Raw genomic sequence first — 26761 nt, 5'->3', positions numbered from 1 at the left:
AAAATGGCTGAAATTTCAAAAGATTTGAGGCTTGCCAAAAGGCTTTTGGAAGAAGCAAAATTAGTGGCTATACCGACAGAGACCGTTTATGGTCTTGCAGGAAACGCATTGAATCCATTGGCTGTAGCATCCATTTTTGAAACCAAGAAAAGGCCGAGTTTTGATCCTTTGATTATTCATGTTTCGGATCTTTCTAAAGTTGAAACTTATGTCACCGATTTTCCTGCCCCACTGCGAAAATTAGCTGAGGTATTTTGGCCAGGCCCTTTGACATTATTGTTGCCAAAATCAAGTCAGATTCCTGATTTGGTGACTTCAGGATTGGATCGTGTTGCCATACGCGTTCCAAATCATCCCTTAACTTTAGAATTGCTGACTTCGCTAGATTTTCCCTTGGCAGCGCCAAGCGCAAATCCTTTTGGCTATATCAGTCCAACACTTCCGGTGCACGTAGCCGCTCATTTGGGGGATAAAATCCCATTGATTTTGGATGGTGGACCTTGCGAAGTAGGATTGGAAAGCACGATTGTTGGATTGGAAGATGATAAAATTACGGTTTACCGATTAGGGGGGCTGGAGATTGATGTAATCGAAGCGGTGGTGGGAAAAGTTTCGATAAAAGATCATAGCTCATCTAATCCTCAGGCGCCTGGACTTTTGGAAAGTCATTATGCACCAAGTACACCTTTTGTTTTGGGAAATCTGGAGGAGTTAATTCCCCAATATATCCAGATTGGAGTTCCTTTTGCTGTTTTGTCTTTTTGTAAAAATTGGGAATCTGTTTCAAATTCCAAACAACTGATACTTAGTGAAAAAGGAGATCTGAAGGAGGCTGCGGCAAATTTATTTTCCCATATGAGAAAGCTTGATGAGCTAAAAGTGGAGGTTATTTTAGCGGAATTAATGCCGGATTTTGGACTTGGGAAAGCGATAAATGATAGACTTAATCGGGCCTCTGTTAAGAGCTAATGTGATACTAGTTGGAAATTGATCTAGGTAAAAAGTCGATTTTTGTCTCAATCTTTGATAAATTCACAACAGTATTTTTATAAAAACTTACATATCCTATTTATGAATCTAAGAATTAAAACTGTAGATAATCTGAGCTTTGAAGGGAAAAAAGCACTGGTTAGAGTGGACTTCAATGTTCCATTGGATAAGGACTTTAATGTCACAGATGATACAAGAATCCAAGCTGCGATTCCTACGATTGAAAAGATTCTGAATGATGGCGGGTCAGCAATATTGATGTCTCATTTGGGTAGACCAAAAGGCACTTTTGATGATAATTATTCACTTCGGCATATCGTCTTAACGCTTGAAAAAGCATTAGGTCGGCCGGTTAAATTTGCTCAAGATTGCATTGGTACAGAAGCGGAACTCATCGCTGAAGAATTGAAACCTGGTGAGGTACTACTTTTGGAAAACCTGAGATTTCACAAGGAGGAAGAAAAGGGAGATAGAGACTTTGCGAAAAAACTTTCTAGACTTGGCGAAATCTATGTAAATGATGCCTTCGGTACAGCTCATCGAGCCCATGCTTCCACTTCAGTTATTGCAGAGTTTTTCTTCGATAAAGTGTCTGGTTATTTGATGACTTCTGAGTTGAAAAATGCAGATAAAGTCCTCGAAAAACCTGAGAGACCCTATACTGCCATCATGGGAGGAGCGAAGATTGCGGATAAAATTTTGATCATCGAGCGATTGTTGGATAAGGTGGATAACCTGATCATCGGGGGTGGGATGTCGTATACTTTTGCGAAAGCGCTTGGAGGAACTATAGGGAATTCACTATTGGAAGAAGATAAGTTGGATTTTGTGCTTGATTTGATGGAAAAGGCAAAGGCAAAAGGAGTTAATTTAATTCTCCCAGAGGATACTGTTATTTCTAAAGCTTTTGCCAATGATGCCGAACAAGGATTGGCGGACAAGGGTCAGATTCCTGATGGCTGGATGGGTTTGGATATAGGACCAAAAACCAGAGAAGTCTTCGCAGCTACGATTCTTAAATCCAAAACAATTCTTTGGAATGGCCCAATGGGAGTATTTGAAATGGAATCATTTGATAAAGGAACAAAAGCCATAGCGGAAGCAGTGGTGGCTGCTACCAAAGCTGGTGCTTATTCGCTCATAGGTGGTGGAGATTCTGCAGCTGCTGTAAACAAGTTCGGTTATGGAGATGATGTTTCTTTCGTCTCTACAGGTGGAGGGGCTTTGCTAGAGTATATGGAGGGAAAAATTCTTCCTGGTGTGGCAGCTCTTGAGCCTTAACAGGAAAATTTATTTATTGAAAAGGGCTATTTCGATTTCTCGGAATAGCCCTTTTTAGCATTAGTTCTGTCTATATCCTTCAACTATTTATCAAAACTCAACTTCTACCATTACAGGAAAATGATCTGAGGGATATTTTTTACCATAGTTGTCAGTTAGGATTCCGTGGCGTAGTACTTGAATCGGGCCCGAAACAAAAATATGATCAATGATACCATCAGGTAATTTTTCCCAGTCGAATCCGGTAAAGGTCCCAGCCGGGCCATAGGATAGATCAGAAATTAATCGGGCATCTTTCCATTGCGGTTGGGCTGTGATCACCGTATAGGCAGGGTTTTCCGAAGTTACATTGAAATCACCCATCCAAATTACCGGTAGTTTTTCGATGTTTATTTTTTCGATTTGTGCCAACACCAGTTTGCTACTTTCTTCCCTGGCCTGTTGCCCGATATGATCGTAGTGGATGTTGAATACGTAGAATTCAGTCCCGTTCAGATCAGCAAACTTCCCGTAAGTTGAGACCCTGTTTAGCGCTGCATCCCAACCTTTACTAGGCTTTTCAGGAGTTGGGGAGAGCCAAAAAGTGCCTTGATCTAATAATTGGTACTTTTTTGAATTGTAGAGAATCGCTGAAAACTCCCCTTTGTTTTTCCCGTCATCTCTTCCGACACCGATATACTCGTAGCCCAAACCTTCGCTCATTTGCAAAAGTTGTTGCTGAAGAGCTTCCTGAACGCCGAGTAGGTCGATTTTGTGAAATTGAACCAGAGCAACCACATGTGGAAGTCTGTCCTTCCATAGATTTCCTGTATCATTTGGATTGTCCCAGCGAATGTTGAATGTCGCGATGTTGTGGCTTTGTGCTAAAACGAAGGAACTGGAAGAAATAAAAATAACAAGAAGTAAAAGCTTGAAATAAAACGATTTAGATGTTTTCATAAGTGTAGGGGGTAAACTAAATCTGGTAAATTGGTTTAAGTAATTAAAATTGAGTTTTAATTTCATCAAATAAAATCAAGGATGACTAAAAAGTCCCAGTTGGACTGTAATGTTGCAATTAAAGAACAATACTAAATACATGAAAACCTTTTATCCCAAAGACCTTTCCACTCAGGAATTCCATGGATTGCTGCAAGGAAGTATAGCTCCGAGGCCCATTGCCTTTGCAAGTACCATTGATAAAGAAGGGAATGTAAACCTGAGCCCTTTCAGTTTTTTCAATCTATTCAGTACTAATCCTGCGATTCTTATTTTTTCTCCTTCCAGAAGAGTGAGAGATAATACTACAAAGCATACTTTGGAAAATGTGCTCGAAGTACCAGAAGTGGTCATCCATGTAGTGCATTATGGATTGGTGGAACAGATGTCTCTGGCGAGTACAGAATATGGCAAGGGAGTGAGTGAATTTGAAAAAGCGGGATTGACCCCAGTCTCGTCTCTAGAAGTAAAGCCTCCTCGTGTGAAAGAAGCCCATATTGCATTTGAATGCAAAGTTAATGAGGTGAAACCGCTAGGTAATCAAGGAGGATCGGGGAATTTGGTGATTTGCGAGGTGCTTGTCGCACATGTCAATGAGGATATCATGGATGATCATGGAGTCATTGATCCTAACAAACTTGATGCAGTGGCACGATTAGGTGGAGATTGGTACAGCCGCGCAAGTGGAGATTCGCTATTTAAAATCCCAAAGCCAATCCGGACACTTGGAATTGGAGTAGATCAGATTCCGGAGGAAATTCGAAATAGCACGATTCTTTCCGGGAATAATTTAGGGAGATTGGGCAATGTGGAGCAATTGCCAAATTCCGCTCAAATCGAAGAGTTCGGAAAGACTGAAATGATTCAAGAAATGCGGATTCGTTTTAAAAATGATTCAGAATCCTGGTTAGATCATCTTCACCTTGCGGCCAAAACTGAATTGGAAGAAGGTGATATCGAAAAAGCTTGGTTGATCCTTTTGCAAAAGCAATAAAAAAAGCGGCCTAGGCCGCTTTTTTTATTTTATGGTAATATCCTGAGGCATTCGTACCTGAATTCCTTGGTAGTTTTTCAATTTTTCCACCTGCTGGTAAAGTGGATAATTCTCTTTCAATTCGCGCTTCAAGAATCCAACCTTCACATTTTCACCCAAATCCTCCATGATCATCTGAAACCAAGGCTTTACTTCAGGATAGTAAACTACTCGATAATCATCGCCGGCATTAATCTTACCTGCTGCAATCTCAATGGCAGTATCTAATCCTCCAAGCACATCCACTAATCCTCTTTCTTTGGCTTGATTTCCAGTCCAAACTCTGCCAGAAGCGACTTCTTTGACCGCCTCGATACTCATTCCTCTTCCTTCAGCCACTCTAGAAATAAACGTTTCATAGCCATCTTCTACTGAGCTTTGAATGATCATCCGCTCTACTTCAGTCAGTGATCTACCTGCGTTCATAAAGTCAGAAAGTTCGCCAGTAGTTACTACATCAGTTGTGATACCGAGTTTATCGTTGAGTAATTCCTGCACGTTGAACATCAATCCGAAAATCCCAATTGAACCTGTGATTGTATTTGGTTGGGCTACGATCGTATCAGCTGGGGCGGCGATATAATATCCTCCAGAAGCAGCTACTTCTCCCATAGATACGATCACCGGCTTCACTTTTTTAGCTTCAGCCATTTCTCTCCAGATGACTTCAGATGCTACAACTGATCCTCCCGGAGAATTTACTCGCAGAACGATAGCTTTGATACTCTCATTTTTTCTCGCTTTTCGGATTTCTGCTGCAAACTTCTCAGAGCTGATTACGCCTGCTGCTTTCCCGCTGACGATTTCTCCTTCTGCAATAATTACTGCGATCCTATTAGAAGAAGTAATATTTTTCGATTTAGCAGAAGATGCTAAATCCGTTGCATTGATTCTTGAGATATCATCATCTTCTTCCAATCCAAGCTTTTCTTTCAATTTTGAATGTACTTGATCCTCATAAAGTAACTCGGTCATCAAACCATAAGTCACAGCATCTGCTGGCTTTCTAACCAACATCAGGTTATTGATTTTTTTCAAACTGTCGAAAGCGATTCCCCTAGACTCTGCGATATCCATCAACGCATTGGTGTTGATATCATCCAAGAAAAACTGCGTTTGAAGTCTGTTTTCAGGGCTCATTTTATCCAAGATATAGGGCTCAACCGCACTCTTAAATTCACCCACGCGGAATACTTCAGGTTTGATCCCTACCTTTTCGAAAAAACCTTTCAGGAAAATCCCCTCAGAAGCAAAACCATTGAAATCAACTCCTCCAATAGGATTCATATAGACTTCATCAGCTACTGAAGCAAGGTAATAACCACCTTCGGATAAGGCTTCGTCATAAGCAATTATGAATTTGCCAGAGCTTTTGAAATCTTCCAATACTTCTCTAAGCTCAAGTAAATTTGCTTGACCGGCTATTATCAAACCTGTGTTAAGGTAAATACCTTTAATGTTATCATTCGTTTTAGCCTCCTCGATTGCTTTTTTCAAGTTTACCAAACCAGCATTTGAATCTCCTCCGAAAGGATTTCCCAAGAACCCAAGGTCAAGATTATCCTCTGTCGTCCGCTCGACAAGAGTTCTTCCGTTAAGATTCAAGTGGAGAACTGTGTTTTCTTTCACTTTGACCTCTGAATCTCCTGCCGAAGAAGCAATGATCCCAATAAAGCCAAACATGACAAGAATACTGAGAATGCTGAAAACAAAAAGACCTACTATCACAGCAAGTACATTTCCTAAGAATTTCATAAGCTAAATTATTTGAGTGCTAAAATAACCTATTTTAGCCCGAGATTACAAAAGGAATTCTACGGAGAAAATGTTCAGTAAGGTTGTTATTATTTTGGGGGGAAATAGAGGAGATCGTAAAAATTTGCTCGAAAAAGCTATTCTTGAACTTGCAGAAGCCGGCGAATTCGTGGTCAAATCATCTGTTTATGAAACGGAAGCCTGGGGTGGAGTCGCAAAAGGAGCATTTCTCAATCAGGTAGTTCATCTGAAAACGAATCTAAATCCTGAGCAGCTTTTGGAGTTGATCCAAAAAATTGAGTTCAATCTGGGAAGAAAGCGAAACCAACATTGGGGAGATCGAACGATGGATATTGATATTCTCTACTTTGACCAAAGTGTGATTTCAAATTCTCTGCTTCAAATCCCACATCCATTTATTGCCCAACGTAGATTTGTACTAGTGCCACTGGTTGAGATTTTACCTGAGTTCATTCATCCTGTTTTAGGAAAGAATCATTTGGAATTATTGGAAGAATGCAATGACGAGACGAAGGTTTTTATTTTTAAACCTGAATAAAAAAGCCCGCTTGAGGCGGGCTTTCAAAAATTAAAGACCGGAAACTTCAGCTCCGGGATGGATTTTTTGAACTAATCCTTGAAGGACTTTTCCAGGTCCACATTCTACAAATTGTGTGGCCCCATCTTTTACCATATTTTGAACAGACTGAGTCCATTTTACAGGAGCTGTCAGTTGGGCAATAAGGTTAGCTTTTATGTCGTCCACATTAATGATAGCCGTTGTACTCACGTTTTGATAAACTGGACAAATCGGAGTATTGAAAGTCGTAGATTCGATTGCTGCCTTTAATTTTTCTGCGGCTGGCTGCATCAAGGGTGAATGAAATGCTCCCCCAACCGGAAGTGGAAGGGCTCTTTTTGCTCCAGCCTCTTTCATTTTGAGGCAAGCGATCTCTATACCTTTATTTGAGCCTGAGATGACTAATTGGCCTGGACAATTGTAATTAGCAGGAACGACAATTTCATCTGTTATTGATGCACAAATTTCTTCTACCTTTTCATCTGCCAGTCCCAGAATTGCTGCCATGGTAGAGGGGTTGATTTCGCAGGCCTCCTGCATAGCTAATGCTCTCTGATACACGAGTTTTAAACCATCTTCAAAAGCCAAAGTACCGTTTGCAACTAAGGCCGAAAATTCTCCTAATGAATGACCTGCCACCATGTCTGGAGCAAAATCTGCAGTGGTCTTGGCCAGGATAACAGAGTGAAGAAAAATTGCAGGCTGGGTAACCTTAGTCTGTTTCAGCTCTTCAACAGAACCATCAAACATGATATCAGTGATTCTGAATCCAAGGATTTCATTGGCTTGTTCAAATAATGCTTTTGCCTGTGGATTTTCCTCATAAAGAGCTTTTCCCATACCGGGAAACTGGGCGCCTTGGCCCGGGAAAACAAATGCCTTCATCAAATTGAATTTTGGTTTATGGCGCAAATATAAACCTTTTCACCAAGTGATTAATTTCGGCTTATTCGTCAAATGTGTTGAAGTGAGCTTGAAACACCGATTTTTTATTTTCGGAAATCCATCTAATAAAGGCCAAAACAGCAGGGGAATGCTTTTTTTGCTTCAACCAGATCAGTTTCCACATTGCCTTCATGGGTAAGTCCGGATATTTCAAAAGTGTGATTCTATTGTCTTCGATTTCCTGACTCATCGAAAAATTAGAAAGGATTGACGCTCCCAATCCAGCCATAACTGCTTGCTTCACGGCTTCGTTGGTAGCAAGTTCAAGTTTGCTGTCTACTTTGATATCCCGCTCATTGAAAAACTCTTCCATTTTCACTCTAGTTCCAGAGCCCTTTTCCCTAAGGATAAATGGAATTTTTTCCCAATTGTTAGTATCTATTTCTGCTTGAAACTTTGTCGCATGTTCAGGGGCGCATGCCAAATACCATTTATTTTCCTCTAAGGTAATGCTATCAAATGCCACATCATTGGGAGGGGAAACAGAAATTAAGGCTAAATCCGTGGTGTTTTCTTGTAAATGGGCAAGGACACTGTGTCGGTTGGATACTTCCAAGCTAATCTCCACATGTGGGTGGAGTTTCATAAAGTCCGCCATCAAATAGGGAATAATATACTTACCCGTTGAAACTGCGGATATTCGGATTTTTCCTGCAAGAAGCCCTTTCAGTTCTAGCATTTTTTGCTCGATTTGATCTACTTCATCAAAAATCCGATCTGCCATATCTACTAACTCTTGCCCGAATTCGGTGATGTGAATTCGTTTTCCAATTATCTCTGTAAGCGGTACTTCGAATTGCTCTTGGAGATTTTTTAATTGGATGGAAACTGCCGGCTGAGTCATATTTAATGACTTGGCAGCGCTAGTAATGCTTTCTTGAGTGGAAATAGCCTTAAGTGCGCGGAGCTGAGTTAGTGAAATATTCATAAGTAAATTAAATACAAAAGTCATTACGAATAAAAAAACCTTATGGTTTAGTTTTTTTTCCTGTTTTTCCTTTAAATATTTGCAGCATGGATTTTCAGATACTCATTAACAACCTAACGAATCCGAGCTTACTGTTTTTCGTTTTGGGAATTTTGGCAGTTCGGTTTAAAAGTGATCTGGAGATACCTCCAAGTAGTTCTAAGTTCATAGCCTTATACTTGATGCTCTCGATTGGGTTTAAAGGAGGTCAAGAACTTTCTCACAGTAGTTTTGATTTAAGTATTTTTTGGGCGCTTCTTTTCGGGATTTCGCTTTCGGCACTTGTTCCCTTTTACACTTTTTTTATCCTCAAACGCAAGCTAAACGCATCAAATTCCGCAGCTATTGCGGCTGCTTATGGCTCTATAAGTGCAGTTACTTTTGTGGCAGCAGTTGCATTTTTAGATCTTCAGGGTGTTCCATTTGGAGGCCATATGGTTGCAGTGATGGCTTTGATGGAGGCTCCGGCAATTATTTCCGGTGTAATTTTGCTTCAGGAATATTCAGATCAAAAACCTGAAGGAGGGCTAAAAAACATTGTAATCCATGCATTTACGAATGGAAGTGTTCTTTTAATCTTGGGGAGTTTGGTAATAGGATTAATAGCAGATGAGAAGCAAGCCGAAGGAATTAAGCCATTCGTAACAGACATTTTCAAAGGATTTTTAGCTGTTTTCCTTTTGGATATGGGAATCCGAAGTGGTAAAAAGCTAAAGACTTTCTTCAAATACGGCTATTTTTCTACGATTTTCGCAATCCTGATTCCACTTGTTAATGGGGTTTTGGTAGCATTCTTAAGCTACTGGGTAGCAGATGCTGATGGGGACCGATTTATATTTGCCATTCTAGCAGCCAGTGCATCTTATATTGCAGTACCTGCCGCAATGAAGCTTGCAAATCCAGAAGCAGATGAAGGTCTGTATATCCCAATGGCATTGGCAATCACATTTCCGTTTAACATCACATTAGGAATGCCAATCTATTGGATGATCATTCAAGCGTTTTAAAGCCAGATTATCCAATTGAGTTTCTAATGAATTTTCAGGGTTTAAACAGGGATATTTTCCTTGGTAAGGAATTTGGCTTTTTCTTCAGGGCTGGGCAGTCTGCACGTATTCTTTTTTCCAAACCAACTGTATCGATTCTTTGCAATCCAATCGTAAACAGGGTCACGAAGTCCCTTTGGTAGATAAATCAATGGATATAAGGCAGGCCATAACCCAGATAGGTTCTTTGCTATCTTGAGTGCGGCTGTACTTTTGTAAAAAATCTCCTTGTCCTCAAGAAGAACGAGTGAGTCTAAATAATCTTCTTGTACAGAATAATCAGAAAGCACTTTTTTACTTACCTCGTCTTGCAATGCTCCCACCAGGAACTGTCCCTTTTTATCTCTCTTAATGATAAAATCTATGGAAGCATTGCAGAGGTTGCAGACTCCATCAAAAAAAATGATGGATTTGGAACTTGTCATCTTAAGATTTGAATAGTTCCTTTTAGATTTTGTTCTTGCTTTCCAGGATCCAATACATCGAATTTGACTGAGCCGGAGTAGAAATATGTTCCTGCTGGAAGATCATTTCCATTTTTGTCTTTTCCGTCCCAGCGAATGAAGATGTCGTTTTCACTTGACTCTAAGCTATTGTAGCTAAAGACCTCAGCTCCCCAACGGTTGACTATGAAAATCTCAACTCCGATCACAAACCTTGGACACTTTGAGAATGGATTGTCAAATGCAATGAAGGTGTCATTATTTCCATCCCCATTTGGCGTAAATGCATTAGGAAGTTCATAATATGGACAATTTTCCACACAAACGACGTTGCTTGGTTCACTTTCATTTCCAGATCTATCCACTGCCGTGATGTAATAACACCCCCTGAAGTTTGTTAGGTTATTGATTCTGGTTTCTAGTTCCAAAGCTGAAAGTTCAGCAACTAATTCAAACTGTCCATCTTCCCCGTCTTCAGTAAAATACAGTTTGTAGCCACTTAGTTGGTCATCACAATCTCCACTGAAATCGGGAGTCCAACTCAAATCATGGTAGTAAGTGGTTGTATTGCAAGAAACTTCAGCTAAATATTCCTCGCATACTGGACCTTCAAAAGTTAATACTGGAGGACAAGGCAACCGATTGTCATCAGGCTTGGCGCAAACTATCTGTGATTTGTTTTCCAGCGGGTAAATGAGACCAGCTACATTGTAAGAACCTTTGGTAATTACATAGTAGCAGTATTCTATATCTTTCTCTAGAGCCACCCCATTGAAGCTGCCATCATCGAAGAAGGTAAAGCCAGCCTGAGTTACATCCACTTCAGCTATTTTTATAAAAGTGTCTGCATCTTGGGCTTCTGGATCGGTTCTGTTTCGATAGACATCATGTTTAAACTCCCGAACAGAATTATTCCATGGTACCGTAAATTCCCAATTTAACTCAATGGCTTGGTTTATAATGGTTGGCTCTAATCGTACTGATGATGCGGATGTAGAACTGTCTATTTTGGTTCCACGATCAAGAAGGACTACTTTATAATTATAAACCAAATCTTCAGTATTTATTCCGGTATCTGTAAACAAAGTATCTGCCGTTATTCCTAGGGAAACAGCACCTGAGTTACCTGTGAATCCGGTTCTTCGGTACAATTCATAGGTGAATGGACCGGGATATTGGGTTCGATCAATGTCATATGGAGGAGTCCATTTTACAAAAATCTCACCATTTGCTGGATCTGTAGCCTCAATACTAACATTGGTAATAATAGGAACGTCCACGTCTATGGTGATACAAATTTCTTCTGAAACTATGCTCTCACCAGCACGTGGCTGGGGATAACCTGCTACCAATCGATAGCAATAGGTATTTCCAGGAGCGAGTCCCTCTCCGCCATTTTCATCTAGGAAACTGAAGATTTCCATATTTGTGGTTCCTATCAGTTCGTAACCAGCTCTGATTCCAGTTTCACAACTATCTGGCATATAAGGATCTGAATTGATTCGTCTCCAGACCTGCATCTCCTGAGCCGAATTAGCACATACATAAGGATCCCAATTCAATTCTACAGATCTTCCAGTTCCTTGTTCGATTTCATTGAATACAGGAGGTGGACCAATGACTTTGATTCGCCATGTTTTGATGTCCACTAAGGAAGGACCAGAACTTGGATCATCAGAAATTCGAACGCGAACCTCATATTCCCTTGCTCTTACATGGTTGCAAACTGTCTGCCAATTGAAATTTACAATGCCGGGACTAGCTTGAAAGATACTTTCAGGAGAATAAGTTGCTGGGGAGGCATTTATTTCGATGGGTTCCCCAAAAATCTCAATTCGAATAGGGTCTCCATCAGGATCTTGACCTTGTATGATCTCTTCAATTAGAGTACCCGCTTCCACGCAAAGGTCAGGAGGTAAAATCAATTCGGGTCTTCGGTTATTTGAGTTTTCGATAATGATCTGCATATCTCTAACGACGTAGCCGATCAACTCATATTTACCATTTAGTTTGCGGTATTCTTTGATTCGAAACGCTACGTTAAACTGCCCTGCAGTACCGGGAGCATCCCAAATTAAATCTCCAAAAATAGGATCAACTCTCAAAAAAGGAGGGACGGAACCATCTTCCTGGCTAAAGCTGAATTCGTTCGTAGCTGGACTTCTATAATTATTTACAGGTCTTTGGAAAGCCTGATTTGGTACGCCCAACTCATATGCTAAGCTATCTCCATCTGGATCATAAGCGCCTGGGTTGTGAATAAATCGAACATTCACTGCCCCATTATCTACCGGTGGAATAGTCAAAACAGGGGAATTGTTGACACCTATGAATGGATCGATGGTAATCTGGGTTTCTACATAAAAAGGAGTGTCCACCGAATTATCCATGTTCAAGGTTTTGTCGTTTCGATTAAATTCTTGAAAACGAATCGTATATGTTCCGGGGCCTTGGAAAGTATGCGTAATGACAAAGGTGTTTTTCTCGATTTGGTCACCTAGACTTTCTACTAAAGAAAAGTCGCTTTGAGTATTTAATTGCTCCTCTCGACCATCTCCAAAATTGATGGTTCCTGGACCAAAAACCACACTTGATCTGGTATCAGTATATCCGACAACTACGATTCTGTAGGTTAAAGTTTGAACTGAAGTCCGCTCAGCAATTATTTCTCCTGCTCTAATGTGGGTTGCCCAGACATTGCTAAGTCCTACCAAAAGAAATAAAATAAAAATACCTAGTATGGCTTTAAACTTCATATTGATTAAATTCTTTACTATTTCGAAACTACTTAACGGAACAAAAGTTGAATTGATACTCACTTTAACCCTATTTCTTTTCCTATACGAAATAAATGGAAGTAAGTAGAAAATCTCCACAAAATCAAACAATAAAAATAAACAGGAAGTTTTGTAATGAGTTAAATGAAAATTCTTACTACTTCGAAATTCTTTATTTAGAACGTTTTGAAATAAGTAATCAGTATAAGATCGAATTGTTTGCTAGCAGTTCCAAATGTAAATTTGGCCACGTAAATCAAAGAATTCGTTCTAATCTAATCGTTAAAATTGTATGAGCTGGGTTACAAAAACCTTGAGTAGCACACTAGGAAGGAAATTGATCATGGCATTGACCGGGCTTTTCCTGATTCTGTTTTTGACAGGTCACGTTTCAGGTAATTTATTGTTGTTTAAAGGTGATGGAGGTGAGGCATTTAATATTTATGCCAAATTCATGACCACTAATCCTGCAGTGAAATTACTTTCGTATGTGACTTACATTTCAGTAATAGGTCACGTTATCTATTCCATTATTCTTACTCAGGTCAATAAATCATCAAGGCCTGTAGGTTATGCCAAATCAAATGCTTCTAAAAGCAGTTCTACGGCATCCAGAAACATGGGGATATTGGGAACGATTATTTTAATCTTTCTTGTAATTCACATGCAGAGCTTCTGGTACCAAATGCATTGGGGGGAAGTTCCATTCGTTACCTATGATGGAGAACAGTACAAAGATTTGTTTTCCATTGTGACTTTTGCGTTTCAAAATGAATTGATGGTGGCTGGATATGTCGTTGCAATGGCCTTTCTGTCTTTTCACCTATCGCATGGATTTGCTAGTGCATTCCAAACCTTAGGATTAAATCATAAGAAGTATACCCCAGCCATAGAGGTATTGGGTAGAATATATAGCATTCTAGTACCGATCTTATTTGCTAGTATGCCGATTTACATCTATTTCACATCACAGAGCTAATAATAGTCCCGTATGATACTAGATTCCAAAATACCTGCTGGCCCATTGGAAGAAAAATGGACCAAGCATAAGTTTAACAGTAAGCTGGTAAACCCAGCCAACAAAAGAAAATACGATGTCATCGTAGTAGGAACAGGCCTAGCTGGAGCTTCTGCTGCTGCTTCCCTTGCGGAGTTGGGGTACAATGTAAAAGCTTTTTGTTTCCAAGATAGTCCAAGAAGAGCGCACTCTATTGCTGCTCAGGGAGGGATTAATGCTGCAAAAAACTATCAGAATGACGGTGACTCAATCTTTAGACTTTTCTACGATACTATTAAAGGAGGGGACTACAGATCAAGAGAAGCCAATGTGTATCGATTAGCTCAAGTCTCAGTAAACATTATAGACCAATGTGTGGCACAGGGAGTTCCTTTTGCCAGAGAATATGGCGGGTTACTTGCCAACCGTTCATTTGGTGGTGCACAGGTTTCCAGAACCTTCTATGCAAGGGGTCAAACAGGACAGCAGTTGCTTTTAGGTGCATATTCTGCGCTTAGCCGCCAAGTGGCTAATGGAAAAGTAAAGCTTTTCCCAAGAACAGAAATGATGGATTTGGTAACAATCGATGGTCATGCCAGAGGTATTGTCACCCGAAATCTGATCACAGGAGCAATTGAAACTCACGCAGCTCATGCAGTACTATTATGTACAGGAGGATATGGAAATGTGTTTTTCCTTTCAACCAATGCGATGGGGTCTAATGTGACTGCAGCCTGGAGAGCTCACAAGAAAGGAGCTTTGTTTGCTAATCCTTGTTTTACTCAGATCCACCCTACCTGTATTCCTGTTTCGGGTGATCACCAATCGAAACTGACATTGATGTCAGAGTCACTTCGAAACGATGGTAGAGTATGGGTGCCGAAAACAGTGGAGACTGCTGAAAAGCTTCGCAAAAAGCAGATTAAACCAGCAGATATTAAAGAGGAAGACCGGGATTATTTCCTAGAGCGAAAATATCCAAGCTTTGGAAACTTAGTTCCTCGTGACGTGGCCTCAAGAAATGCAAAATATGTATGTGATGAGGGACGAGGAGTAAACGAAACCGGTGAGGCTGTTTTCCTTGATTTTAGGGATGCCATTGCAAGAGATAGTGAAGATACTATAAGAGCTAGATACGGTAACCTGTTTGATATGTATCAGCAGATTACGGGTGAAAATCCTTACAAAACTCCGATGATGATCTATCCGGCAGTTCACTACACTATGGGTGGACTATGGGTTGATTATAATTTGATGACCAATATTCCTGGCTTGTATGCTTTGGGAGAGGCTAATTTCTCAGACCATGGTGCCAATAGACTTGGTGCTTCTGCATTGATGCAAGGACTTGCTGACGGATATTTCGTTGTCCCTTACACTATAGGTGATTATTTGGCCCAAACTCCTCCAAAGAAGGTAGATGATTCGCATCCTGCTTTTGCGGAGGCAGTTGATAAAGTAAAAGGAGGAATCAATCAGCTTTTAAATATCAAAGGTTCTAAAACAGTAGATCACTTCCACAAACGTTTGGGTAAAATCATGTGGAATGAGTGCGGAATGGCTCGAACTGCTGAGGGTTTGAAAGAAGCCAAAAAAGCAATCAAAGCTTTGAAAAAGGAATTTTGGTCAGATGTGAAAGTGCTTGGAGAAAATGAGGAACTTAACCAATCGCTTGAAAAGGCAAATAGGGTGGCAGACTTCATCGAACTGGGAGAATTAATGATTGATGATGCTTTAAACAGAAATGAATCTTGTGGTGGACACTTCAGAGAAGAGTATCAAACTCCAGAAGGAGAAGCACTACGAGACGATGAGAATTATGCTTATGTAGCGGCTTGGAAATTCATGGGTGAAAATCAAGAAGAAGAATTAGTGAAAGAGCCTTTGGAATTCGAGAACGTGAAGCTTACACAGCGTTCCTATAAATAACCTTAAGACAAATTCATAGCTATATGAAGTCGAGCTGAATAGAAAGTCAAACACTGACATGTCCCGATGGCTATCGGGAAAGCCAAGCGAGATCTCATATATCTTTTGAAAAAAAATATTATCATATGAAATTAACATTAAAAATATGGAGACAAAAAAACGCCTCAGATAAAGGCGGTTTTGCGACTTATCCAGTTGACGGTATTTCTACAGACATGTCTTTCCTTGAGATGTTGGATGTGTTGAATGAGGGATTGACAGAAAAAGGTGAAGATCCAGTCCATTTTGATCATGATTGTCGGGAAGGTATCTGCGGAATGTGTTCTCTTTATATCAATGGCAATCCTCATGGACCACTTCAAACTACCACTTGTCAACTCCACATGCGGTCTTTCTCTGATGGGGAGACTATCACGATTGAGCCTTGGAGAGCAAAAGCTTTCCCAGTTGTAAAGGACTTGGTAGTAAATCGCTCTGCTTTTGATCGGATTATCCAAGCGGGAGGTTATGTTTCAGTGAATACTGGAGGAGTTCCTGATGCTAACGAGATCCCGATTCCTAAGACAATTGCAGATGAAGCATTTGATGCAGCGACTTGCATTGGCTGTGGAGCTTGTGTGGCTGCTTGTAAAAACGCATCCGCAATGCTATTCACTTCAGCAAAAATCTCACAACTAGCCATGCTACCTCAAGGCAAGGTGGAGCGAAAAACCAGAGCAGAGAAAATGATTGCTCAAATGGACGCGGAAGGTTTTGGAGCATGTACCAATACCGGGGCTTGTGCTGCAGAATGTCCAAAGGGAATTAGCCTGACAAACATTGCTAGAATGAACAGGGAATATTTCTCAGCGGTTGTTAGTAGTGATAACATGTAATCGAAATTAATACCATTTAAAAGCCGGCGAGAGTCGGCTTTTTTTTGTACTATTTCAATTTTGGATATTGCCTTACGGTCAATTTTTTTTATAAAAACATTTAAATTTTTAATATTTGACCCTTTTTAGTAACTTTGAAAAGTTATATTTCTAAGAGAATTTGTTACAAACCAAAGTAAATAATGCATTTAGTGGATCTGGGGATCTTTCTTGCTTACATGCTCGCCATGTTAGGAGTTGGATATTTTTTTATGAGAAAAAATTCAGATCAAGAGGACTACTACGTTGGTGGTAGAAATATTGGTAGCTGGCATATTGGTTTGTCAGTTGTTGCTACTGATGTTGGGGGTGGTTTTTCAATAGGATTAGGCGGACTTGGGTTTGTGATGGGAATTTCAGGCTCCTGGATGCTTTTTACAGGATTACTCGGTGCTTGGCTTGCAGCTGTTATTTTGATTCCGAGAGTGAAGTCGGATCCGGCTTTCGCTAAGTTTTTCACATTTCCTCAGATCATTGGGCATCTCTATAATTCCAATGCAGCCAAAGTGGCGGCTGTGATTTGTTTTTTAGGGTATCTGGGATTCACATCCTCCCAGTTATTGGCAGGGGCAAAATTAGCATCTGGGACTTTCGAAGGATTTGATTTACATACAGCGCTTTTAGTGATGGGGGCTGTAGCAGTTGGCTATACAGTCATGGGTGGGTTAAAAGCCGTCATCTATACTGATACTATTCAGTGGATTATATTGATGGCAGGCTTAATGTTTATAGGTATTCCAATTTCCTATACTTATGTAGGAGGATGGGCTGCTATCCAAAGTGTTTTGCCTCCGGAGTTTTTTAGCTTTTCAAATCTATCATGGCAAGATCTTGCAAATTGGGGGATTACGATTATCCCTATTTGGTTTGTGGGAATGACTCTTTACCAGCGGATTTTTGCAGCAAGAGATGTGAAATCAGCAAAAAAAGCATGGTTTATCGCTGGGCTTTTTGAGTGGCCGATTATGGCTATGCTCGGTGTCACCTTGGGTTTACTTTCTAGAGTGGCAGTGGAGCAAGGAGCTTTGGAAGGATTTACCACTGCTATGGATCCTGAAATGGGATTGCCTGTTTTGTTGAGTAATATCTTACCGGTAGGAATTTTGGGTCTGATGATGTCAGCTTATTTTTCGGCGATCTTATCTACTGCAGACTCTTGCCTCATGGCAGCATCAGGTAATTTAACTACAGATCTTTTAGACCGGTTATTTGTTGGAAAATCACTAAAAACTCAAATTAGATATAGTCAATTCTTCACTTTTGCAATCGGTGCAGTGGCGATATTTATAGCATGGCAAATGACTGAAGTACTCAGTCTGATGTTGTATTCCTATGCTTTCATGGTTTCGGGATTGCTGGTTCCTGTGGTAGCTGGCTTATTTTTCAACCAGCGAAACTCTACTGCCGCGATTTCTGCGATGATTTCAGGAGGAACATTGACGGCTGTATTGGGTTTCTCAACTATAGCTCTTCCTTTTGGATTGGACGCTAATCTGTTTGGATTGACACTTTCTTTAATTACATTTTGTTCAATCACTACGCTTCAAAAGAAAAAACAATTATACGATACTATCTCATGATTAAAATAGAAACAATTACAGCCATTGATAATGCTACTTTCCTCCAGAAAAATGAAATAGCAGATTTTCTCTTTTTTCATTTGGGAAAATATGGTGATCCCAAAGAGGATATTATGAAGTGTCTAGATTATGCGCTAGACCAAAACTTACATGCTGGTGGATTTGTCGTTCTTGCTAAAGAAAATGAAAAAATCGTAGGGGCATTGATTATGAACAAAACCGGTATGTCAGGCTATATTCCAGAGAATATCCTTGTCTATATCGCTGTCGATGCTAGTCAACGGGGGAAAGGCATCGGTGGGAAAATAATGGATATGGCAATCAAAATGGCAAACGGTGCGATTGCACTTCATGTGGAGGCTGATAATCCCGCTAAAAAACTTTACGAAAGACTGGGATTTACTAACAAATATCTTGAAATGAGATTGACGAAAAAAAATGGCATATCTGACTTTAAGTAAAAACAAACTCAAACAGAATTTCCTTTTCCTTAAAAATCTCTTTGAGGAAAAGGAGATTTCATGGGGCGTTGTGTCCAAAATCTTTTGCGGTAACCGATTATTTCTAACAGAGTTGATAAATCTTGGAGTTAAAGAAATCCATGACAGTCGAATCAGTAATCTGGCTATGATCAAGATGATCAATCCGGAAATTCAAACTGTTTACATTAAGCCGGTTTCTAGACGAAATGTTGGTAAAATGGTTCAGTTTGCAGATGTAAGCTTAAATAGCGAACTGAAAACTATTGAATGGATTAGTGAAGAGGCTGTACTTCAGAATAAAAAACACAAAATAATCATCATGGTTGAGACCGGGGATCTTCGAGAAGGAGTGATGGGGGATCAACTTTTAGATTTTTATGCTCGGGTTTTTGAGTTGCCAAATATTGAAATTATTGGTCTTGGCACTAATCTCAACTGTTTGAATGGGGTAATGCCCTCAACCGACAAGTTGATACAATTGAGCCTCTATAAACAAATAATCGAATTGAAGTTTAACAAATCTATTCCTTGGGTGTCTGCAGGAACTTCGGTGACAATTCCTTTAATGCTAACTCATCAGCTACCTGCCGGTGTAAATCACTTTAGAGTCGGGGAGACACTCTATTTTGGGGTGAATCTAGTTGAAGAGTCAATCATAGAAGGAATGCATGGAGACGTATTTGAGTTGAATGTGGAAATCGTCGAAATGCAGGAAAAGCCACTTCTTCCAACAGGAGTATTGGCGCCGACCCCACAAGGCGAAGTAAAGGAAATTGATGAGAAATTGATGGGGAAAAGTTCTTTCAGAGCTATTGTAGATGTAGGTATTTTAGATGTAGATCCTAAATACTTAATCGCTAAGGATAAAAATATTGAGATTTTAGGAGCCAGTTCGGATATGATTATTATAAATCTGGGCCAAAATCCTGAGGGTTACAAAGTTGGAGACGTATTAAGTTTTGATATGAAATACATGGGAGCCTTAAGTCTTTTGAATTCAGATTATGTCGACAAAAAAATAGTCGATTAAATAAAAACAGCTTCCTGTAATCAGGAAGCTGTTTTTTTATGGTTTCATCGAATTGATCCAATCGCGAATTAAAGCAACTCCTTCTTTGTGAACAGTTGTCCTTCCAAGTTCAGGCATCGCAACTCCCACTTGAGTTGAGTTCATTCGATGAGTTAGAATTGATTCATCAGCTTTTCCAGGAACTACATCAAACTTGAATTTTCCCGCACCGATTCCTGCTGCCACTGGAGTTTTATTCACTCCGAGCTTCATAGGGTCTGTCTGATCATAGGTCAAGAAAAGCCCGGAAGTACTCGCTGGACCTTCTGCGCTATGGCAGTGAGCGCAATTAATGTCCAAGTACGCCATGGCCCTATCATTTAGTGGAAGAGTAGAGTCTTCGTAATTGATCATGTCAGGATGAGCACTTTTCCCCTCAAATCCTTCCAGTTTATCTAGTGATGTCCAATGAGCCAACTGATTCACTTTTCCAGAACCAAAATCAAGGTCATTGTTCAAATGTTTTACTTTTACTCCGATAGGAGCCATTTCCTCTGATTTATTATGACAGGTTTTGCATTGGTTTTTATTTGGAATGAGGTAATTGATCACTTGATCATTTCCAGAATAATCCACAAATCTCACCTCGGTCTGACCACCTACAACCTTAAGAACTGCGTCTGTTTGGCTTTCATTCCAGATATAAGGAAAAGCTTCCCATCCATCTGAGGAGTTTATCATTAATCTGGTTTCAATAATTCTTCTATCTCTGTTCGGATCTCTAAAATCAGTGGGATAGAAAAAGTTTTTGATAATCACCGTTCCTTCTGGAAACTCTAACTCATTTGCTACTAATTGTGCTTTTTCCCCTTCAGGGAAAAAGATAAACCGGGTTTTCAAAGCATAATCCGTAAAGAGGGAGGAAGCCGGCTTGTACAAAAGTACATTTGAGGCAGGCTGAAGCTGGTTCATCTCTCCTTGGAAAAAGCTATAGGTGGAAAGCCGCTTGTATGGATAAATCCCGTCAGCCTCTTCTTCTGTTAATTTTTCTGTAGAGGAGTTCTGTTCTTCGGTTTGTTTTTGGCAGGCAAAAACAACAAGAGAAAAACCCAGAATCAAATTAAACGCCCAAAATAAACTAGTTTTCTGCATTACATTTTAGCTAGTTGACTGATGTCTGTTGTCACTTCGACCTTACAGTTTTGGAAAGGTTCAGATTCTTTGAAGGCATCAATATTATCGTCACCGTCCATTAAAAAGAATCTTGAGAAGTATAATTCATTCATTGACGGTTCCGAAATACAGATCCGCATTGGATTAGTATCTATAGTTTCGCTGATAGATGTGTCCCAAATCCCATCATAGATAATGTCTTGAGTTGTAGCCTTCCCATGGGCATTGTAAATACTGACCATTTGTCCAAGCTCTCTTGTCAAATCAGGAAAGCCTTCACTTCGGTCATATTGGTTGTCATGGAGGTAGACATCGGTAGTATAGGGTGACCAGTTTGGAGCTTCGTCTGGAAAACCTGTAATCTGATAGGAAGCAATTGCGACTCCAAATGTCTTGTTCTTCAGGATTCGGTTATTAAATATTTCAACTTCTTTGGCTGCCAATAAAACGATTCCCGATCCTGGGGGAATCATCGTTACCGTGTTTCCGTTTGGACCTTCGCCGATAGCGGTTGCGAAATTTTCATGATTGTTTTCGATCACATCATTATCATAGATCCGGGTACGTTTTCCGTCCGATTTTGGAAGGCCGGGAAGATTGAAAACCAAGATTCCTCCTGCATTGTCTCTGGCGATATTTTTGAAGACTTCAGCATTGTCACAGTTTTCAATTTCGATTCCAGCTACATTGCCAAAAGCTAAAGAATTTTTTACTACAATATTTTCAGATTGTCCCACGTAGATTCCGGCATCTCGGGAATGTGAGGCGATCACTTCATCTATCATCACATTTTTGCACTGCACGGGGTAGATTGCGTAGGTTCCGTTTTTTGATTTGTCTCCATTTGTCCAGGTTACATTTATTCTTCGAAATGTAATCCCGTCTGTATGTTGTGCTTTCACTCCATCTCCAGGAGCATCTTCTATCGTAAGATCTTGAATAACGATATTTTTACCTACGATCTTCACACCTTCTCCACCTGTTTGTAATCCTTTGAAGGAAAGAAAAGTCTGATCCATCCCGGCTCCTTTGATTATGACATTGGATTTATTATCGAGAATAAGCTGGGTATTTAATTCGTAGAAACCGGCCGGAATTTCAATTACCCCGCCATCTTCAACCATAATAAAATCCTCGACAACCTTTTCTACCTCTTCCGCTGAAACTCTGGTGATTTTTGAGGAATCATAAGTCTGTTCATTTGAGCTACTGCTACAAGCTGCTCCATATAGGAGGAGAATAAGGAAAGGGAGAAAATTAAATTTGCTCATCTGTGGGCTTGGTTTGTTTAATGTTTCAAAATTAAGGCTTCCCACAGTGAATACCCTTGACTAAAGTCAAATAATTAGATTTTGGCTCTGGTGCGGCTAAGTGTCTCGATCGTCATATCCAAATAGGAAGCAATGTGACCTACTGATGCTTTCTGAATTACCTTTGGTCGATTTTGCATCAATTCCAGATACCTTTCTTTGGCTGTTTTGAACTTTGAAAAAATCTGATGCTCTTCTAATACGATGTAATACTTCTCTAAAATCATTCGATATGCTCGCTCAAGTTCCGGAAACTCAGTAAAACATTCCTGGAGAGCATTATGGGAAATTTTTAGGATTTTACTTTTTTCCAGTGTTTCTATTTTTTCATAAGATGGCTTACCTGTAATAAAGGAATGCATGGCAGCAACAAATTCTCCGTCCAATGTAAAAGAAACGGTAATGTCGCGGTTTTCTCGGGTGTAATAACTACGCGCAGACCCTTCCAAAAAGTAGTAAAGGTGATCTGCCAGTTGACCTTCCGTTACGATCAATTGGCCCTTCTCGACTTCCATTAATGTCATCCTATTTGCAAAGGCCTGTTTGGCCTGGTCTGAGATTCCTTGGTACTTATCAAAAGCATCAAACAGGTTTTCCATTTTTCGGTTTTAAAAATTCAAGCCTTTTATACTTTTATCAAAAAGCTTCTGTTAGTTTTAACCACTTAATTTAAAAATAACTCGTTCAAGATTATTCTTTTCCTCAAAAAAAGTGATCGGAATATTTCTTAACTGCGCTGTTTCATTAAAATTCCAGAATTTCAAAATTCGCTTATCTATGAAAAAAATACTTATTCTACTTCTCTCAATTAGTTTGTTTGGAACTGCCCAAGCACAATTTGGGATCCGTGCGGGCCTAAGCTCCGCTAATTTCTCTGACACAAATTTTAATGCAAAACTTGGGTTTCATGCAGGAGGTTATTATCAATTTGATGCAGGGTTTTTATCCATAGAGCCAGGGCTCCAATATGCCCAGAAAGGCTATGAGGGAAATGAAGCCGCAACCGGTGCCGTTATTTCAGAGCAATTAAGCTATTTGGATGTTCCAGTTCTATTTCGCTTGAATTTCCTCCCTTTTTTAAATGTTTTTGCAGGACCCCAAGCTTCTGTTCTACTTTCTAGAAATTACGAATTGGCAGGAAATGTTAATAATTCAACAGATGTAGTTCGTGGGTATGATCTAGGTGGGGTAGTCGGGATAGGTGTTGGATTTCCCCTTGGACTCAATGCCCAATTGAGCTATGATTTAGGGTTGACTGGTTTAAATTACTTTGATACTGATGTCAAAAATAGAGTCCTTAAAATATCAATAGGATATGATTTTTGATCTTTAATTCTTAAAAGCTTAAAACCCGATCTTTTGGTCGGGTTTTATTTTTTCAGCCGATCGGGATTCTCTTGAATAAATGATTTCCAACCTTCGTTTCTTCCCCGACTCTGAACCCTTCCATCGTGAAAATGATGGCAGAGCGCAACTGCTAATGCATCTGTGGCATCCAGCATTTTGGGAAGTTCGGTAAGATTAAAAAGTGTCTGAAGCATAGCTGCTACCTGCTCCTTTGAGGCATTTCCATTACCTGTGACTGATTGCTTTACTTTTTTCGGAGAGTATTCTGTTATCGGGATATCTCGGGCAAGAGCAGCAGCCATTGCAACCCCTTGAGCACGACCCAATTTGAGCATAGATTGGATATTCACTCCATAAAAAGGGGCCTCCAATGCAACAGAGTCTGGCAAAAACTCATCAATAATTCCGGTAATTCGCTCAAAGATTTTTTTCAGCTTGAGCTCATGAGTTTCATATTTTTTGAGGTGAATTACCCCATATTGAAGCAATTTGTATTTTTTCCCCTCAGTCAGAATTATGCCATAACCCATCACGGTGGTACCCGGGTCAATCCCCAAGATGATTTTTTCCTTTGCTTCTTTTTTTGGTTCTTTACTCACCCGCGCAAGTTAGCCCAAAAGATGCTAAATTTTTACCTGATCTGGTCTTTCAGTTATGCCCTTTTGCTTTGGCTAATCAGCCGAACATGGAAATCTGACCATTTCAAATTTCCCGGAAACCAGATTGGTAAGGCTGTTTCATTACTAATTCCGATCCGAAATGAAATTGAAAATCTTCCTGATTTGGTCAAAGAACTTCATCGGCTATCTAGGCTGGACCTAGAGATTATCCTGGTCGATGACCAAAGCGAGGATTTGTCTTTGGATTTTTTAAAGCATAATCTTTCAGAGAAACCTAATATCAAAATTTTGAAAAGTCCAGGAATCGGAAAAAAAGCAGCAATAGAATTTGGAGTAAAAAATAGTGTGGGAGAAATTATTATCTGTTCAGATGCGGATTGTAGCTTTTCATCCGATTGGGTAGAGAATATGGTGCGGCCATTTTCAAACCCAAAGATCCAACTAGTCGCAGGTCCTGTAATGTCTATTGGAAGGACTTCATTTTTTCAGCGGTTTCAACAAATAGAGTGGTCAAGCATTCTATTGATAAGTAATTATTTTTTCCACTCTGGGAACCCAGTCATGTGCAGTGCTGCAAACCTCGCTTATCGGAAATCTGCATTTCAGGAAGTAAATGGTTTTGAAGGAAATGAATCTTTTCTTTCTGGCGATGATGAGTTTCTTTTGAAAAAAATTACAAATCGCTTTTCAAGTGAAAGCTGTGTTTATCTGAATAATCCTGAAGTTTTAGTCCGAACGAAAGCTATAAAGGACTGGTCAAGCTTGATCAATCAACGAATCAGATGGGCGAGTAAATGGAAGGCACATAACTCTTTATCTCATGGTCTTGCAGCCCTTATCCCTGTTTTTATTCAAATCATCTGGTTGCTTTCCTTTTTTATTTTGATTCAGATACAAAATGGTCCGGTAGTAGTCCTAATTTGTTGGACAGTTAAAATTTTAGCAGAAAAGTGGTTCCTTGGAAAAGTTCTTGAGACCTATTCGATTTCTCAAAAATGGAGCGACACCTTATTTACAGGAATTATCCATCCAATCTATGTGCTTTGGACAGCATTGGGAGTAATTCGAGGAAAATTCACGTGGAAAGGAAGGGACAAAATGAGAAGTGTTATTTTAGCTGATAAAATAGAGCAATGAGCGAAAACGAATTTGATTTAATGGATGAACTTTATTTTGTCCAACCTTTTCAATATTTGAAGGAAACTTTAGGTTGGGAAGATGAATTGATACTATCTACACTTCAGTCACTTCACAAAAATGGCTATATAAAATGCCTTAAATCTCCAGATGATGAAATTTTTGAAAGTGTGAATTTGACTCAGGATGGAAGAAACTTTTATTATCTGGCTACTAAAAATGGGTTGATGGCTCACAACACTTTATAAAAGAGAAGTGCAAACAGAAAAAAATAAATATCTACGCAAAGAACTTGAGCTGAAAGCCCTGCTCGAGATCACTCAGGCGATTAATGAAAATCAGCCTGAGAGCGTCTTGTTGAATATTTTCAAATTCACGTGTTTGGTACACTTGAATATCAAATCGATGATACTTTATGTGTCTAAAGACGGAGCATTTGAAAATAAAATTTCACACGGTGTCAAAGGGAATATTCCGAGTTTGATTCCCGAAGGGCAGGTATTAGATGAAAAGTCAACAGGCGAGCTCAAGCTTAAATTGGGGAGTGAATACTCTTTTAATGAGCTGGAAACTTATCTGCCTGTTTATCATAAAAAGCAGATGTTGGCTATTTTATTTCTTCGGAGAAAGGATCCGTCTTTTGATCTGGACTTGGATTTCACCGAGGCAATAACCAATATTTTGGTTGTGGCTCTAGAAAATAAACGTTTTGCGCGGAAGCAATTAGAGCAAGAAGTTTTGAATAGGGAAGTGGCTATCGCTTCGCAGGTGCAGCAAATGCTTTTTCCTTCAAACCTTCCAAAAACCAAAGCACTCAAAGCAAAAGTCACTTATTTCCCACATAGTCTGGTAGGAGGTGATTATTATGATCTGATCCAAAAGAACGCAGATGAGGTTTATTTCTGCATTGCGGATGTTTCCGGGAAAGGAATTTCTGCGGCTCTGCTGATGTCTAATTTTCAAGCTACCCTACGAACACTTCTCAGAAGCGACGCCGATTTGGAGACAGTTGTGAATCAGTTGAATTTTACATTATTTGAAAACACGAAGGGGGAGCGCTTTATAACTTTCTTTTTGGGCTATTATAATCGGAAAACCAAAACTCTCGAATACATCAATGCTGGTCATAATCCCCCCTTATTATGTTGGGAAAATGACCGAAAAAGTGAGACACTTGATGCAGGGACGACCATTTTGGGTGCTTTCGAGTCACTTCCATTTATGGAAATAGGGCGAAGAGAAAATTTACAACAATTCACCATCCATCTCTATACTGATGGACTTACCGAGGCTATGAATAAAGAAGAAGAGGAGTATGGTGAGGAGCGATTTGAAACCTTTGTAAATGCTCATATCTGTGTAGATCCGATTGATTTTCACCGTGATTTCATGAAAGAAATGAAATTGTTTTCTGATGGAATCCCACTCAAAGATGATTTGACATTATTGAGTTTGAGATTCAATTGAT

The 26761-nt window shown here is 39.7% G+C and carries 25 protein-coding genes; 15 read left to right on the top strand and 10 right to left on the bottom strand.

Annotation, left to right across the window (positions count from 1 at the left end; all coding sequences use genetic code 11):
* Window positions 1-3: 3 nt before the first annotated feature.
* Entirely contained in the window at window positions 4-969 is a 966-nt protein-coding gene (locus tag BVC88_RS10055) for an L-threonylcarbamoyladenylate synthase (protein WP_075350545.1), read from the top strand.
* Between the two features lie 102 nt (window positions 970-1071).
* Window positions 1072-2271 carry a phosphoglycerate kinase gene (locus BVC88_RS10050; RefSeq protein WP_075350544.1) on the top strand — a complete coding sequence of 400 codons (1200 nt, stop codon included), beginning with the start codon at window positions 1072-1074 and terminating at the stop codon, window positions 2269-2271.
* 90 nt (window positions 2272-2361) lie between these two features.
* Here the strand turns inward: BVC88_RS10050 and BVC88_RS10045 are convergent, their stop codons facing one another.
* Window positions 2362-3210: an endonuclease/exonuclease/phosphatase family protein gene (locus BVC88_RS10045; RefSeq protein WP_075350649.1), complete on the bottom strand. Its 849-nt coding sequence runs from the start codon at window positions 3208-3210 to the stop codon at window positions 2362-2364.
* Window positions 3211-3349: 139 nt separating this feature from the next.
* Here BVC88_RS10045 and BVC88_RS10040 point away from each other — a divergent pair, with 139 nt between their 5' ends.
* Window positions 3350-4243 (top strand): flavin reductase family protein, encoded by an 894-nt coding sequence (locus tag BVC88_RS10040; protein ID WP_075350543.1) that lies wholly within the window; start codon window positions 3350-3352, stop codon window positions 4241-4243.
* A gap of 24 nt (window positions 4244-4267) precedes the next feature.
* Here the strand turns inward: BVC88_RS10040 and sppA are convergent, their stop codons facing one another.
* Complete coding sequence (gene sppA, locus BVC88_RS10035) at window positions 4268-6037, bottom strand: signal peptide peptidase SppA (protein ID WP_075350542.1); 1770 nt, start codon at window positions 6035-6037, stop codon at window positions 4268-4270.
* A 70-nt stretch (window positions 6038-6107) separates the two neighbouring features.
* On the opposite strand from sppA, the gene folK reads away from it, so the two are divergent.
* The gene (gene folK / locus BVC88_RS10030; RefSeq protein WP_075350541.1) at window positions 6108-6596 is read left to right on the top strand and encodes a 2-amino-4-hydroxy-6-hydroxymethyldihydropteridine diphosphokinase; all 489 of its coding nucleotides are present in this window, start codon (window positions 6108-6110) and stop codon (window positions 6594-6596) included.
* A 30-nt stretch (window positions 6597-6626) separates the two neighbouring features.
* Here the strand turns inward: folK and fabD are convergent, their stop codons facing one another.
* Together fabD and BVC88_RS10020 are read right to left on the bottom strand one after the other, a co-directional pair.
* Window positions 6627-7502, bottom strand: coding sequence for an ACP S-malonyltransferase (gene fabD, locus BVC88_RS10025; RefSeq protein ID WP_075350540.1), 876 nt, complete (start codon window positions 7500-7502; stop codon window positions 6627-6629).
* A gap of 61 nt (window positions 7503-7563) precedes the next feature.
* A complete protein-coding gene (locus BVC88_RS10020) occupies window positions 7564-8490 on the bottom strand; it encodes a LysR family transcriptional regulator (protein ID WP_075350539.1) in 927 nt (308 codons plus the stop codon).
* 86 nt (window positions 8491-8576) lie between these two features.
* On the opposite strand from BVC88_RS10020, the gene BVC88_RS10015 reads away from it, so the two are divergent.
* Window positions 8577-9536 carry a sodium-dependent bicarbonate transport family permease gene (locus BVC88_RS10015; protein ID WP_075350538.1) on the top strand — a complete coding sequence of 320 codons (960 nt, stop codon included), beginning with the start codon at window positions 8577-8579 and terminating at the stop codon, window positions 9534-9536.
* Between the two features lie 41 nt (window positions 9537-9577).
* Here BVC88_RS10015 and BVC88_RS10010 read toward each other — a convergent pair whose 3' ends face one another.
* Entirely contained in the window at window positions 9578-10000 is a 423-nt protein-coding gene (locus BVC88_RS10010; RefSeq protein WP_075350537.1) for a thiol-disulfide oxidoreductase DCC family protein, read from the bottom strand.
* The gene (locus tag BVC88_RS10005; protein WP_075350536.1) at window positions 9997-12774 is read right to left on the bottom strand and encodes a T9SS type B sorting domain-containing protein; all 2778 of its coding nucleotides are present in this window, start codon (window positions 12772-12774) and stop codon (window positions 9997-9999) included. Before BVC88_RS10005 ends, BVC88_RS10010 begins: the two co-directional genes overlap by 4 nt.
* Window positions 12775-13087: 313 nt before the next feature.
* Between BVC88_RS10005 and BVC88_RS09995 the strand changes: the two genes are divergently transcribed.
* The 6 genes from BVC88_RS09995 (at window position 13088) to BVC88_RS09970 (ending at window position 19727) form a co-directional block, all read left to right on the top strand.
* Complete coding sequence (locus BVC88_RS09995) at window positions 13088-13774, top strand: succinate dehydrogenase cytochrome b subunit (protein ID WP_075350534.1); 687 nt, start codon at window positions 13088-13090, stop codon at window positions 13772-13774.
* Window positions 13775-13786: 12 nt separating this feature from the next.
* Window positions 13787-15721 carry a fumarate reductase/succinate dehydrogenase flavoprotein subunit gene (locus tag BVC88_RS09990; RefSeq protein ID WP_075350533.1) on the top strand — a complete coding sequence of 645 codons (1935 nt, stop codon included), beginning with the start codon at window positions 13787-13789 and terminating at the stop codon, window positions 15719-15721.
* 125 nt (window positions 15722-15846) lie between these two features.
* Window positions 15847-16596, top strand: a complete 750-nt coding sequence (locus BVC88_RS09985) for a succinate dehydrogenase/fumarate reductase iron-sulfur subunit (RefSeq protein ID WP_075350532.1) — start codon at window positions 15847-15849, stop codon at window positions 16594-16596.
* Window positions 16597-16778: 182 nt separating this feature from the next.
* The gene (locus BVC88_RS09980; RefSeq protein ID WP_075350531.1) at window positions 16779-18215 is read left to right on the top strand and encodes a sodium:solute symporter family protein; all 1437 of its coding nucleotides are present in this window, start codon (window positions 16779-16781) and stop codon (window positions 18213-18215) included.
* Window positions 18212-18676 carry a GNAT family N-acetyltransferase gene (locus BVC88_RS09975; protein WP_075350530.1) on the top strand — a complete coding sequence of 155 codons (465 nt, stop codon included), beginning with the start codon at window positions 18212-18214 and terminating at the stop codon, window positions 18674-18676. The genes BVC88_RS09980 and BVC88_RS09975 overlap by 4 nt, the downstream gene beginning before the upstream one ends.
* The gene (locus tag BVC88_RS09970) at window positions 18654-19727 is read left to right on the top strand and encodes an alanine racemase (RefSeq protein ID WP_075350529.1); all 1074 of its coding nucleotides are present in this window, start codon (window positions 18654-18656) and stop codon (window positions 19725-19727) included. The genes BVC88_RS09975 and BVC88_RS09970 overlap by 23 nt, the downstream gene beginning before the upstream one ends.
* A gap of 36 nt (window positions 19728-19763) precedes the next feature.
* On the opposite strand, the gene BVC88_RS09965 is transcribed toward BVC88_RS09970, so the two are convergent.
* The 3 genes from BVC88_RS09965 to BVC88_RS09955 all read right to left on the bottom strand — a co-directional run bounded on the left by BVC88_RS09965 (window position 19764) and on the right by BVC88_RS09955 (window position 22788).
* Window positions 19764-20858 carry an SO2930 family diheme c-type cytochrome gene (locus tag BVC88_RS09965; RefSeq protein ID WP_075350528.1) on the bottom strand — a complete coding sequence of 365 codons (1095 nt, stop codon included), beginning with the start codon at window positions 20856-20858 and terminating at the stop codon, window positions 19764-19766.
* Window positions 20858-22150, bottom strand: coding sequence for a parallel beta-helix domain-containing protein (locus tag BVC88_RS09960; protein ID WP_075350527.1), 1293 nt, complete (start codon window positions 22148-22150; stop codon window positions 20858-20860). The genes BVC88_RS09965 and BVC88_RS09960 overlap by 1 nt, the downstream gene beginning before the upstream one ends.
* 74 nt (window positions 22151-22224) lie before the next feature.
* Window positions 22225-22788: a Crp/Fnr family transcriptional regulator gene (locus BVC88_RS09955; RefSeq protein WP_075350526.1), complete on the bottom strand. Its 564-nt coding sequence runs from the start codon at window positions 22786-22788 to the stop codon at window positions 22225-22227.
* 178 nt (window positions 22789-22966) lie between these two features.
* Between BVC88_RS09955 and BVC88_RS09950 the strand changes: the two genes are divergently transcribed.
* Window positions 22967-23515 (top strand): outer membrane beta-barrel protein, encoded by a 549-nt coding sequence (locus BVC88_RS09950; protein WP_075350525.1) that lies wholly within the window; start codon window positions 22967-22969, stop codon window positions 23513-23515.
* Between the two features lie 44 nt (window positions 23516-23559).
* Here BVC88_RS09950 and ruvC read toward each other — a convergent pair whose 3' ends face one another.
* Window positions 23560-24135, bottom strand: a complete 576-nt coding sequence (gene ruvC / locus BVC88_RS09945) for a crossover junction endodeoxyribonuclease RuvC (RefSeq protein ID WP_075350524.1) — start codon at window positions 24133-24135, stop codon at window positions 23560-23562.
* 21 nt (window positions 24136-24156) lie between these two features.
* Between ruvC and BVC88_RS09940 the strand changes: the two genes are divergently transcribed.
* From BVC88_RS09940 to BVC88_RS09930, 3 genes are read left to right on the top strand one after another with little or no spacing between them, the layout of a single operon-like run.
* Window positions 24157-25293: a glycosyltransferase gene (locus tag BVC88_RS09940; RefSeq protein WP_075350523.1), complete on the top strand. Its 1137-nt coding sequence runs from the start codon at window positions 24157-24159 to the stop codon at window positions 25291-25293.
* Window positions 25290-25541 carry a transcriptional regulator gene (locus tag BVC88_RS09935; protein ID WP_075350522.1) on the top strand — a complete coding sequence of 84 codons (252 nt, stop codon included), beginning with the start codon at window positions 25290-25292 and terminating at the stop codon, window positions 25539-25541. The genes BVC88_RS09940 and BVC88_RS09935 overlap by 4 nt, the downstream gene beginning before the upstream one ends.
* 7 nt (window positions 25542-25548) lie before the next feature.
* The gene (locus BVC88_RS09930; protein WP_075350521.1) at window positions 25549-26760 is read left to right on the top strand and encodes a PP2C family protein-serine/threonine phosphatase; all 1212 of its coding nucleotides are present in this window, start codon (window positions 25549-25551) and stop codon (window positions 26758-26760) included.
* Window position 26761: the final 1 nt, after the last annotated feature.

Origin of the sequence: Algoriphagus marinus, assembly GCF_001936475.1 — a bacterium.
Classification (GTDB): Bacteria; Bacteroidota; Bacteroidia; order Cytophagales; family Cyclobacteriaceae; genus Algoriphagus; species Algoriphagus marinus.
This window is presented reverse-complemented; position numbering and strand designations above follow the sequence as displayed.